The sequence below is a fragment of the Rummeliibacillus sp. NPDC094406 genome, from assembly GCF_044763875.1.
Classification (GTDB): Bacteria; Bacillota; Bacilli; order Bacillales_A; family Planococcaceae; genus Rummeliibacillus.
The window spans coordinates 112776-125967 of sequence record NZ_JBIWGZ010000003.1; the positions used below are offsets into that span (position 1 = coordinate 112776).

At 37.7% G+C, this 13192-nt stretch carries 10 protein-coding genes; all 10 read right to left on the reverse strand.

What is annotated here, in order from left to right:
- Positions 1–45: 45 nt before the first annotated feature.
- Positions 46–1032, reverse strand: coding sequence for a phosphotransferase enzyme family protein (locus tag ACIQ4I_RS08940; RefSeq protein WP_403095417.1), 987 nt, complete (start codon positions 1030–1032; stop codon positions 46–48).
- A 215-nt stretch (positions 1033–1247) separates the two neighbouring features.
- A complete protein-coding gene (locus ACIQ4I_RS08945) occupies positions 1248–1745 on the reverse strand; it encodes a DinB family protein (RefSeq protein ID WP_403095419.1) in 498 nt (165 codons plus the stop codon).
- Between the two features lie 323 nt (positions 1746–2068).
- The gene (meaB, locus tag ACIQ4I_RS08950; RefSeq protein ID WP_403095421.1) at positions 2069–3148 is read right to left on the reverse strand and encodes a methylmalonyl Co-A mutase-associated GTPase MeaB; all 1080 of its coding nucleotides are present in this window, start codon (positions 3146–3148) and stop codon (positions 2069–2071) included.
- The gene (gene scpA / locus ACIQ4I_RS08955) at positions 3148–5295 is read right to left on the reverse strand and encodes a methylmalonyl-CoA mutase (protein WP_403095423.1); all 2148 of its coding nucleotides are present in this window, start codon (positions 5293–5295) and stop codon (positions 3148–3150) included. The genes meaB and scpA overlap by 1 nt, the downstream gene beginning before the upstream one ends.
- Entirely contained in the window at positions 5292–6953 is a 1662-nt protein-coding gene (locus ACIQ4I_RS08960; protein ID WP_403095424.1) for a methylmalonyl-CoA mutase family protein, read from the reverse strand. The genes scpA and ACIQ4I_RS08960 overlap by 4 nt, the downstream gene beginning before the upstream one ends.
- Positions 6954–7071: 118 nt before the next feature.
- Positions 7072–8334, reverse strand: a complete 1263-nt coding sequence (locus ACIQ4I_RS08965) for a dihydrolipoamide acetyltransferase family protein (protein ID WP_403095426.1) — start codon at positions 8332–8334, stop codon at positions 7072–7074.
- Between the two features lie 126 nt (positions 8335–8460).
- Entirely contained in the window at positions 8461–9444 is a 984-nt protein-coding gene (locus tag ACIQ4I_RS08970) for an alpha-ketoacid dehydrogenase subunit beta (protein WP_403095429.1), read from the reverse strand.
- Positions 9445–9447: 3 nt separating this feature from the next.
- Positions 9448–10452, reverse strand: a complete 1005-nt coding sequence (locus tag ACIQ4I_RS08975) for a thiamine pyrophosphate-dependent dehydrogenase E1 component subunit alpha (protein ID WP_403095430.1) — start codon at positions 10450–10452, stop codon at positions 9448–9450.
- A gap of 15 nt (positions 10453–10467) precedes the next feature.
- The gene (lpdA, locus tag ACIQ4I_RS08980) at positions 10468–11895 is read right to left on the reverse strand and encodes a dihydrolipoyl dehydrogenase (RefSeq protein ID WP_403095432.1); all 1428 of its coding nucleotides are present in this window, start codon (positions 11893–11895) and stop codon (positions 10468–10470) included.
- A gap of 181 nt (positions 11896–12076) precedes the next feature.
- A complete protein-coding gene (locus ACIQ4I_RS08985) occupies positions 12077–13171 on the reverse strand; it encodes a Leu/Phe/Val dehydrogenase (protein ID WP_403095434.1) in 1095 nt (364 codons plus the stop codon).
- Positions 13172–13192 lie beyond the last annotated feature (21 nt).

A 13192-nucleotide genomic window follows, 5' to 3' on the forward strand; every position in this document is an offset into this window, starting at 1 on the left:
CCACTCCAAAAGTTTGGAGCGGCTTATTTATTTCATGTTATCCTTTTACCATGGTTTTTGAAAGCTTTGTCTTAATTCATCTGCAACACGAACTAATTTATCCCTTAATCCAACAAACCAAGATGGCGTTTCATTTATTTCACCATAATCCAACGACTTTAATATTTTGGAGAACTTATATAAGTTTGCATATCTTTGAAACTGCGGAAATTGAGCCACAACATCATTTTCTAAATCCATTTTAGAATGATATCCGTTCAAGAAAGATTGAATCAGTAATTTTGAATGAGGACTGTCATCGTCAATAAAATCATCAAGTGCTGTTACAATATCAAGTGCATACCAGTGATATATTGCATCATCAAAGTCGATTATATTGAAACTATGGTCCTTATCCTCTTCAAAAAAGATATTATCCAATTGAAAATCATAGTGTATCAATCCGAACACATCTTTGTTAGTAGGTAACGATTGAAGCCAATTCGTTACCCTACTTAGCTCTTGAAGGGCTATTTGTTCTCCTTGATGCTTTTTAAATACACTTTCCATGAATTGTACTGTGTCCAGCCAACTCTTTCTTCTTTCAGACACTGGCTCAAAAGTTTTTGACAAAAAATGAAGTGAGGCAAGTGATCCTCCCCATTTCTCCATCTGTTTTGCAGTAATTGTATCGGCATCCAAATTGATTCCGTTAGCTGCACTAAAGACAACGGCAATATACGTTCCTTCTGGTGTTTTTAGTGTTTCAATTAGTTCTCCACTTATTGATTGAATTGGAGTTACCGATGGAAATCCATTTAATTGTAAATATTGCATAAACTCTAACTCAGCTTTTATTTGTTCAATAGATTTATCCTGCTCAAAACTAAATCTCAAAAAATATTGAACTTGATTACCTTCAAAAGCATACACAAAGTTTGAACTTGCACGCCACAACTCCAAAGTTCCCTCGTCATATTCCCAGAATTGAACGAGACTCTGAGCTACTGCATCAGAAGCTAATCCTCTTACCATGTTTCCTAAATTCATCATCTTTTATTTTTCCTCCCATTACCTTTGAGAGGATTAAACCTTAGTTAAGAAGTTATCCCTCTCATTAGCATGCTATTTTGAAATTCTATCATTTTCAATATGTCACCCCTTCCTTAAGTTTCGGCTATAAAAACTGAATAGCCCTATATATATACTAATTCTACATAAAATTACAAATGCCTCTTTTGTAATTTCTGCCTCTATTTATTAATTCATTAAAAATTATAGCTTTCTAATGCTTCTTTAATTTCCTCAATTTGCCCTAAATGGCGTTGTTCATGATAGCCTATGAAAGACACCCATTGATTGATGGATAGCGGACCGAACGCTGGATGAGGTAACGATTTTTGATATAAGTCTTCTTCACTTACTTCTTGAATACTCTTGACTAAAGCCTCTCTAGAAATTTTTAATTTTTGTTTCAGATTTTCTAATGTTTGATATTCGTTCGATGGAACCCATCCTTCTATTGCTTTCACCTTATGAGTACGATCAACTGCTAAATGAACTGGCTTTGATTTTGTTGGATTATATTCGTTTTTTAATAGAGTTTCCTGTATAACACGACTAGCGTCTACTTCTAATAAATAAAGATGCTCTAATACTTGCGCAATCGTCCACTTTCCTTCTTCCACTTCTTTATTTAATTGTTCATCCGATAAACCACTTACGCTTTTCAGAAGAGCTTCCCTTGCTTTAATATTATTTTCCATTAAATGTTCCCTCCCCTATTGTTAATAGTATTTCTCTACAACTTTCCTCAAACCCTTCTACACATGATTTCATAAAGTAAAATTCCCGGGATATTTGGTGTAATATCCGCGGTTTTTGGGTTACTATCAGCGGGTTTCACTCTAATATCCACGTATTTTTGAATTGTATCTGCGTTCTTTGCATTTTATGTCTTTATAACCTTGGTTTCTCAACTCATTCGTAGCAAAAATTTAATCATTTTCTTTGTTATCTTCCGCGGATAAAGGTTTTGAGTCGAATACATTTTGGCATCCTCTCAAAACAAAAAAAGACTGAGTAAAAATCACTCAGTCTCTTTGGGAAACAACTTCTCTACACCTTGTGCGACAGTTATTTGTCCATGTAATATTTGTTGTTCTAATGTTTGTACCTGATTCTTTCTTTCGGGATTTCCGTAGAAGGAATCGATTAGATAATCGTGAATCATGGATTGGAACCAGTCTGTTGTTTGTTTGCTTCGGCGACTGTCCCAGCCCCCATTTTCAAGTCCCTGTTTTTGGAATTCTAAAATGGTTTCGAGAACTTTATCGAGTCCTTTATTTTCATAAGATGATGCTGATAAAGAACGCGTTGTCCAGCCTGGTGTTGCTGGTTGTAAAAGGTGCAGAATCTGTTTATATTCTGCAACTGTTTTTTTGGCATTACGGACATTATCGCCATCTGCTTTATGCACAACAATCGTATCGGCAAGTTCCATAATTCCTTTTTTCATGCCTTGTAGCTCGTCTCCTGCTCCTGTCAAAACAAGTAACAGGAAGAAATCAACCATACCACGTACGATTGTTTCGCTTTGTCCAACGCCGACTGTTTCAATCAAGATGATATCATAACCGGCAGCTTCACATAAAAGCATCGTTTCACGTGATTTTTTGTGTACGCCACCAAGTGTACCGGCAGACGGAGATGGTCGGATGAAAGCATTCTTCTCACGAGATAGTTCTTCCATTCTTGTTTTATCCCCTAAAATACTGCCACCCGTAACGGTTGAACTTGGATCAATGGCTAGTACCGCTACTTTGTGACCTTGACTGCAGAGCATTTTCCCGAAGGTTTCGATAAATGTACTCTTCCCTGCACCAGGTACACCGGTAATCCCAATTCGAATGGAATTGCCTGTATAGGGGAGGAGTTTTTTTAATAACTCCTGCCCCTCCACTTTATCATCAACATTTGAGCTTTCAAGAAGTGTAATTGCTTTTGCCAGATGTAGGCGTGAGCCTTCTCTCACTTCGTTAGCTAATGCATCTAAGTCAAGACTCACTTTCTTTTTCTTGACAAACTTTTTTCGCTTTGTAGGCTCCATACCATCGTGAATCGCTTTAACACCTGGTTGTACAAAAAGCGCTGATTCTTTATCAGTCATTAAGCTTCCTCGTAGCCTAGTCGTTCATAAATGATTTCAATCATTTTTTGTGATGCGATTGGCAATACAGTACCAGGTCCAAAGATTGCCGCTGCACCATTTTCATATAAGAATTCGTAATCTTGAGCTGGTATTACACCGCCTACGATTACGATAATATCTTCACGGCCTAATTTTTTTAGTTCTGCGACTAATTCAGGAACTAATGTTTTATGGCCAGCTGCAAGTGAAGATACGCCAACAACGTGAACATCGTTTTCTACAGCCATTTGAGCTGTTTCTTCTGGTGTCATAAATAATGGTGAAATATCGACGTCAAAGCCAAAGTCAGCATATGCAGTCGCAACTACTTTCGCACCACGGTCATGACCATCTTGGCCCATTTTAGCAACTAAAATACGTGGGCGACGACCTTCATTTTCTAAGAACTCATCTGTCATTTGTTTAATTTCAGTAATAGCTTCTGTATCTGAATAGTTTGAAGCATATACACCACTAATTGAACGAATGACCGCTTTATGGCGTCCAGATACTTCTTCAATAGCATCAGAAATTTCACCAAGTGTTGCACGTGCACGAGCAGCGTCTACTGCAACAGCAAGTAAGTTTTCTTCACCAGTTTGTGCTGCTTTTGTTAATCGTGCTAAGTGGCGTTTCACTTCTTCATCATCTCGTTCAGCTTTCATTTTGTTAATACGGTCAATTTGAGATTGACGTACTAATGTGTTATCGATATCCAAAATTTCGATTGGTTCTTCTTCAGTCAATCGATATTTGTTTACACCGATAATGGTTTCTGCTTTTGAGTCGATTTTCGCTTGGCGTTTCGCTGCTGCTTCTTCGACTTTCATTTTTGGAAGACCCGTTTCGATTGCTTTAGCCATACCACCTAGTTCTTCGACTTCTTCAATCAATTTCCATGCTGATTCAGTTAATTCATCTGTCAATTTTTCAACATAGTATGAACCGCCCCATGGATCGATTGTTTTTGTCATACCTGTTTCATTTTGTAAGAACAATTGTGTATTACGTGCGATACGAGCAGAGAAATCAGTAGGAAGTGCAATCGCTTCATCAAGTGCATTTGTATGAAGGGATTGCGTATGTCCCATTGTTGCTGCATTAGCTTCGACTAACGTACGTGTCACGTTATTGAATGGATCTTGTTCTGTTAAAGACCAACCAGAAGTTTGTGAGTGTGTACGTAATGCAAGCGTTTTTGGATTTTCTGGATTAAATGTAGACATCATTTGTGCCCAAATTCGACGAGCTGCACGCATTTTCGCAACTTCCATGTAATAATTCATACCGATTGCCCAGAAGAATGATAAACGTGGTGCAAATTTATCGATATCAATACCAGCTTTCAACCCTGTACGAACATATTCAAGTCCATCCGCTAATGTATAAGCAAGTTCGATATCGTTTGTAGCACCAGCTTCTTGGATATGGTAACCAGAAATTGAAATAGAGTTAAATTTCGGCATGAATTTTGAAGTATATTCAAAAATATCAGCGATAATTTTCATTGACATTTCTGGTGGGTAAATATATGTGTTACGAACCATATATTCTTTTAAAATATCATTTTGGATTGTACCCATTAATTTATCAGGTGTTACGCCTTGTTCTTCCGCAGTAACAATATAGAATGCAAGAACTGGAAGAACTGCACCATTCATTGTCATGGATACAGACATTTGATCAAGTGGAATGCCATTAAATAGAATTTTCGTATCTTCTACTGAGTCTATTGCGACACCGGCTTTACCTACATCACCAGTTACACGAGGGTGATCTGAGTCATAACCGCGGTGTGTTGCAAGGTCAAATGCAACTGATAAACCTTTTTGTCCCATCGCAAGGTTTCGGCGATAGAATGCATTTGATTCTTCAGCAGTTGAGAAACCTGCATATTGACGGATTGTCCAAGGACGACCTACATACATTGTTGGATATGGTCCACGAGTATTTGGAGCAATACCAGCAACATCATTTAGATGTTTTAGTCCTTTGTAATCTTCTTTTGTGTAAACATTTTTCACTTCAATGTTCTCATTTGTATTGAATGTTTCAGTTGAAGTGGGTACTTGTTCTTGTTGTAATACATCTTCTATTGAAATCTCTGCAAAGTTTGGCTTGCTCATCGTTGAACCTCCTTCAAGGTATCTTGGATGCCTTGTAATTTCTCGATAATATTTTGACCAGCATAGACAAAGCCATTTAAGCCTTGGCTTTCCCAATCTTCATCAAATTTACCTGCTGCATCAAGGATTACATGTCCAGGTTTTGCAGCTAATAATGCTGGAATGACTTCTTTTGTATCTTCATCGATTGCGCTAAATACGACATAATCTGCAGAAGTGTTTGCTAACCACTCTTGTGCTTTTTCTACATCAGTAAATGGTTCTGTTTCTTCAGCTGTAATACCTGCAGTAGCGAATACACCTTTTACAAAGTCTGTACGTGGTTTAATCTTTTTGAAAGAACCATAAGTTAGAATTGCAACATTAATCGGTGATTTTTTGAATTCATGTCGAAGATCTTCGAATGGTTTTGCGATACGATTCACTTCATAGAAGGATTCTGTAGGTAATTCTTCTTGAGCGTTTGCAAAATCATTTGTACCAACTAAAACTGTTTTACGACGTTCAACATCTAGGATCCGTTTTGCCATCATTTCTTCAAGTTCTTTTTGAAGATTGCCAGATGCAACATAAGCACTATAGCCGCCTGCTTCTTCGATTTCGACAAATTTCGCCCAAGCTTCCTTCACAAGATCATGCGTTAATGATTCGATGTAATATGAACCACCAGCTGGATCCAATACTTTTGTTACATGAGATTCTTCTTTTATCACTAGTGAAACATTTCGTGCGATACGAATTGATTGTTTTGTTGGTTTTGTTAATACATCATGAGGATGTACTGTCACCACGTCCGCTCCACCTAAAACAGCGGAGAAAGCTTCATTACCAGCACGTAAAAGATTTACATACACATCTAATTTAGAAAAACTACGCAAAGATGTTTCTGCAAGGATTTTCACAGGTTGTGGTTTTTTAACACCATGTCCTAAAGCAAATGCTTTCCATAACACTCTAAATGCACGAAGTTTCGCAATTTCCATAAAGAATTTTGTATCAACAGAAAATGATACAAAGAATTGTTTTTCGAATTCCTCAAAACTTATGTTGCCAGCTAACTCACTCGCTTTTGCAAGTGCAATGGCTAATTCTTGAACGGCATTTGCCCCTTCATAATGCGCATCAGAAATGTAAGCGTTTAACTTTCGAACATTCGGAAAATCAGAAATATTAAATATTTCTCTTGATTTGATAAATCCTGTTACTTCTTTATTTTCAATGTAATTAAATACATTTAATACTGCTGGATCCACTACATTGATGCAAAATGGATGTTTTTCAAGTAATTTCGCCAATTGTTTTAGTGCAAATTCATTCCATTCGAAATTCACTTTACCAACTGTGACATATTGATTACCACGCTCAAAAGAATCTTCTACTTGTGCTATAAATTCTTCAATTGTATCACCGAAAGCTTCTTGTGCTAAGCCAAATACACCTTCAGTTTGCATTGCTCGAATAGTAGAAACCTGTTCTTCTAATTTGCCATCAACTTTTGCTAATAGGCTTTCAGCAGTATATAAAGGTTCTTGTGTGATACCTTCAATTGTTTTAGTAAATAATGATTCAAAAGGTTTCCCCTTCAAAGCTTTTATCGATGTTTCCTTCCATTCATCATAAGAAGGATTTGTAAATTCTACTTCTTTCATTTTTGTCATACGGACGCGATGACGCTTCCCCCCTTCGGTGATTCTATTAACTATTTTACACAACATTGTGGATTGGTAAAAGTAAAAAAAGTCTGAAAACCGTAATATAACGGTTTTCAGACTACTGTTAATAAATTGAAGTATTGTCATTTGAGATGTTTTCGAGAATTTCCTTCACGCGAGCGAGAAATTTCCCACTAATAAATCCATCTAAAATTCTATGATCAATTGATAAACAAATATTTACCATATCCCGTGCAGCGAACATTCCGCCGTTCATAATAACAGGACGTTTGACAATGGATTCAATTTGTAAAATAGCAGCTTGAGGGTAATTGATTATGCCCATAGATTGTACAGAACCAAACGAACCTGTGTTATTGACAGTAAATGTTCCGCCTTGCATATCCTCAGATTTTAGCTTGCCACTTCTTACTTTCGTTGCTAGCTCATAAATTTCCTTAGCAATTCCTTTGATGGATTTATCATCAGCATTGTGAATGACTGGTACAAATAATGAATCTTCCGTCGCAACAGCTATAGACAAGTTAATCTCTTTTTTCTGGATGATTTTGTCACCTTGCCATTGTGAATTCATCATCGGGAATTCTTTCAAAGCTTGCGATACAGCTTTTACAAAGAAAGCAAAGTAAGTAAGACTGTATCCTTCTTTCTTTTTAAATTCGTCTTTGATTGAATCACGATAACTTACTAAGTCTGTCACATCAACTTCCATCATCATCCATGCGTGCGGTATTTCTTGTGTACTTGTCACCATATTTTTTGCGATGGCTTTACGCACACCGGATATTGGAATTTCAATATCCCCTGAACTGATTGGCGTAAATTCTTTTTCCACTTTGGATTCAGCAACTGGTTGTTGTTTCACTTCTACTACAGGCTTCTCATCTGTTTGTGTAGAAGCTTTTGGAATAAATCCTTCTTCCAGTATTCTTTGAATATCTTTTCTCGTAATACGCCCTGAAGTACCGCTACCTTCCACTTGAGTCAAATCAATTTTATGTTCTGCAGCTAAGCGTACGACTGCTGGAGAATATCTTGTTTTCATGGATTGATCTGTTGGTTTTGTGGATGTAGCAACATTGGTACTTGGACTATTTTGAGGTGCCTTTTTAGTTGTTGCAGCTTCTTCAATTTCAATCTTGCAAACAACTTCGCCAACAGCAATTGTGTCGCCTTCGTTTGCAATCAGCTCTCCTATTGTACCTGTAAAAGATGAAGGAAGTTCTGCTGTTACTTTGTCTGTTTGTACTTCAGCCAAAGTATCATATTTTTTTACTTGATCGCCTGGCTTAACCAACCATTTTTCAATCGTTCCTTCTGTTACACTTTCACCTAACTGTGGCATTGTGATGTTTTGAGTTGCCATCATATAACCCCCTTTACCTTTTAGAAAATATCCGGTTTCAGCAGCTCACAGGATATGAGTCAGATAGCCGTTGCCACAGACCGTGGCGCGCTTAGGCTATCTTCCTTAAGACGAGCCGCTTCAGCATTAAAATTCTGCTAATTCACGCATTGCTTGCTCTACTTTTTCTGGATTAATCATAAAGAATTTTTCCATTGTTGGTGCATATGGCATTGCAGGTACATCAGGTCCTGCTAATCGTTTAATCGGTGCATCAAGATCAAATAGCGCATGTTCCGCAATGATCGCAGCCACTTCACCTATGACACTACCTTCTTTGTTATCTTCTGTTACAAGTAAAACTTTACCTGTTTTTTTCGCAGCTTCAATAATTGCTTCTTGATCAAGTGGATAAATCGTACGCAAATCTAAAATATGAGCAGAAATCCCATCTTTTTCAAGTCGTTCTGCAGCTTGTAATGCAAAATGAACGGCTAATCCATAAGTAATCACCGTAATATCTTCGCCTTCGCGTTTAACATCCGCTTTCCCAATTTCGATTGTGTAGTCATCATCAGGAACTTCGCCTTTAATCAAACGATAGGCTCTTTTATGTTCAAAGAACAATACAGGATCTTCATCACGAATTGCTGCTTTTAACAAACCTTTTGCATCATAAGGTGTAGAAGGAATGACGATTTTCAAACCTGGTTGATTGGCAAATACAGCTTCTACTGATTGTGAATGGTAAAGTGCGCCGTGAATACCTCCGCCAAAAGGTGCTCTGATCACCATTGGACAAGTCCAGTCATTATTTGAACGGTAGCGAATTCTTGCAGCTTCAGAGACAATTTGGTTAACAGCAGGCATGATAAAATCTGCAAACTGCATTTCAGCAATTGGTCTCAATCCATACATTGCTGCACCAATTCCAACCCCTGCAATAGCAGATTCAGCTAAAGGTGTATCGATGACTCTTTCTTCCCCAAATTGTTCATACAGTCCTTGGGTTGCTTTAAAAACGCCACCTTTACGACCAACGTCCTCACCAAGTACGAAGACGCGTTCATCTCTTTCCATTTCTTCTTTCATTGCTAATGTAATCGCATCAATATAAGATAAAATAGCCATTTGTTACACCTCCTCTTGTTCTGCATAGACATATTTTAGTGCGTCCTCAGGTGCAGCATAAGGAGCTTGCTCTGCATAATCAGTTGCTTCATCAATTTCAGCCATAATTTCTTCTTGTAGTTTTTCTTCAATTTCAGCAGTTAAGATGTTTTGTTCTCTTAGATAACTTGAAAATCTTATAATTGGATCATTAGCTTTACCTTCGGCTAGATCCTCTTCAGTACGATATTGACGTTGATCATCGTCGGAAGAATGTGCAGTTAAACGATAACAAACAGATTCTATCAAGCTAGGACCTTCACCTGCTCTTGCACGGTCCGCAGCTTCTTTTACTACTTTGTATACTTCTATTGGATCATTTCCATCTACTGTTACTCCAGGCATTCCGTAACCAATTGCGCGATCTGATATGTTTTCACAGGCAATTTGTTTATTTAATGGAACGGAAATAGCATAACGGTTATTTTCCACCATAATGATAACTGGCAATTTATGGACACCTGCAAAATTAGCTCCTTCATGGAAATCTCCTTGATTGGATGATCCCTCACCTAAAGTCACAAACGTTACAAAATCCTTCTTTTGCATTTTACCAGCAAGCGCAACGCCCACTGCATGTGGTACTTGTGTTGTAACCGGGGAGGAGCCTGTTAATATACGGTTTTTCTTCTGACCAAAATGCCCTGGCATTTGTCTACCACCAGAGTTCGGATCTTCTGCTTTCGCAAAAGCAGATAACATTAAATCTTTTGTTGTCATCCCAAAGTGTAATACAACACCCATATCTCTGTAGTATGGTGCCACAAAATCTTCTTCACGATTTAGTGCAAAAGCTGCACCGACTTGAGCGGCTTCTTGACCTTGGCAAGAAATTACAAATGGAATTTTACCTGCTCGATTTAAAAGCCACATTCTTTCATCTAATCGACGTGCTAATAGCATTGTTCTGTACATTTCAAGTACTACTTCATCTGATAAGCCTAATGCAGCGTGTCTATTTTCAGTCATATTTTCATCTCTCCCTTACTGATGAATAGCTTTTCCCTCAACAGCTAGAGCTGCTTCTCCTATTGCTTCCGATAACGACGGATGTGGGTGAATATGTGAAGCAATTTCCCATGGTGTCGCATCTACTAGCATCGCAAGACTAGCTTCAGAAATGAGTTCTGTCGCATGCGCACCAATTATATGCACACCAACAAGGTCTTCTGTTTTTTTGTCTGCAATCATCTTGACAAAACCTTCTGTTTCACCAAAGACAAGTGCTTTACCTATTCCTGCAAACGGGAATTTCCCTACCGCTATTTCAATTCCTTGTTCTTTCGCTTGTTTTTCAGTTAAACCAATACTCGCAACCTCTGGACTACCGTAAATACAGCGAGCAATTTTATGAAGCTCTAACGTTTCTGGTTCAAAGCCTGCGATATGTTCAACTGCATGAATCCCTTCATGAGATGCTACATGTGCTAGTTGTAAGCCTCCAATAACATCTCCAATCGCATATATATGTGATTCCTTTGTTTGATAATGATTATTTACTTCGATAAAACCTCGAACTACTTGAATATCTGTATTTTCAAGTCCAATATTTTCAGTATTAGCCTGTCTGCCAACCGATAATAATAATTTTTCCGCTGAAAAAGTTTGTTGTTCTCCATCGATTTCAGCTGTAATTTCAACTCGATCTTCCAACTTTTGAAGAGAAGTTGCAATAAGATTGGCATTCGTCACTACCTTAATACCACGTTTTTTAAAGGATTTAGCCATCGCTTTTTGAATGTCTTCATCCTCAGTAGGTAAAATAGCGTTTGAATACTCAACAACAGTTACTTCTACACCAAAGTCATGTAGCATAGAAGCCCATTCAATCCCAATAACGCCACCGCCAACAACGATTAATGATTTTGGTAATTGATCAAGTGTCATTAAATCATCAGAAGTTAAGATTCTTTTTCCATCAGGTGTCAAGCCCTCTAAAAATCTGGGTCTTGAACCCGTTGCAATGATTACATTTTGAGGTATTAGCATTTCATTTTCTCTATTGTCTTCAAATTCTACAGAAATTGTACCTGGCATTGGTGAGAAGATGGATGGGCCTAGAATTCTTCCATACCCTTCATAAACATCAATTTTCCCTTTTTTCATCAATGCTTGAATCCCTTTATGCAATTGGTCAACAATCCCATTTTTACGGTTTTGAGCCTGTTCAAAGTTTAATGTAATATTTTGAACATCTACACCGAATTCGTGAGCTTGCTCTTTTGTTGTCCGATAAACTTCAGCACTGCGTAACAAAGCTTTACTCGGTATACAACCTTTATGTAAACAAGTACCTCCTAGTTTACTTTGTTCCACGATGGCAGTAGAGAGGCCTAATTGTGCAGCTCGAATTGCAGCGACATATCCTCCCGGACCGCCACCTACTATGACAAGGTCATAATTCTTAGCCATAAGAACACGCTCCCATTTTATATTTCCATATTATTTATACCACTTAATAGTATATCTCAAACCTGATAACTGTCACTTTTTCTCTATGACATTTAGATAAAAGTGACAGCTTCTTTTTTATTACCTGGTACTAAATTATATCATACTCTCAGAAAAAATCATCTTTTTATCTTATTCTATTTTAGCGATTTGATAGAATATGCTTTTCATTTTGCAAGAATGTGCTTCTTGATTTGGAAACCCTAGAAATTCTTTCCTCTGCTAATCGGTTGGCAGCCAAATAAGTCGGAATTCCATCTCGTTTTGAAATTTCAATTATTTTTGCGATACTGTCATAAATTCCTTCGACTCTTTTCATCGCTCGATCTCTATTGTAACCATAAAGTTCATCTGCTACGTTTATCACGCCTCCAGCATTAATAACATAGTCAGGTGCGTAGACAATTCCTAATTCATGCACTATTTGACCATGATGTGATTCTTGCAATTGATTATTTGCAGAACCTGCAATAACTTTTGCTTTTAATTGAGGAATGGTTTGGTCGTTTATTATTGCTCCTAGGGCACATGGTGCAAAGATATCAACGTCTTGTGCATAAATTTCAGTTGGATCAACAGCTGTTGCGCCAAATTCTTCTACAACACGTTTAACTGCAGTTTCGTTGATGTCTGTAACAATTAATTGCGCTCCATCTTCATGTAAATATTTGCATAAAGTGTATGCAACATTCCCAAGACCTTGAACTGCAACCTTTTTACCTTCTAAACTTTCGCTTCCGAAGGCTTCCTTCGCCGCAGCTTTCATTCCAACATAAACACCATATGCAGTAACAGGAGATGGATTACCTGAAGAACCAAATGCTGGAGAAATCCCGGTAACATAATTTGTTTCTTCATGAATTAAATCCATGTCTGCAACTGTTGTACCCACGTCCTCAGCAGTAATGTAGCGACCATTTAACCCTTGAATGAATCTGCCTAACGCACGGAACATTTCTTCGTTTTTATCTTTGAAAGGATCTCCCATTATTACTGTTTTCCCACCACCAAGATTTAAACCTGCTGCTGCGTTTTTATATGTCATACCACGTGCTAATCGCAATGCATCCTCGATTGCCGCTTCTTCTGAAGCATATGTCCACATCCGTGTTCCACCTAATGCTGGCCCCAATGTTGTATCGTGAATAGCTATTATTGCCTTTAATCCTGATGTTTGATCCTGACAAATCACCACTTGTTCGTAATCGTATTTCTCCATGTATTTAAAAATTTCCATTTGTAAATCCCCCTTTGAAGT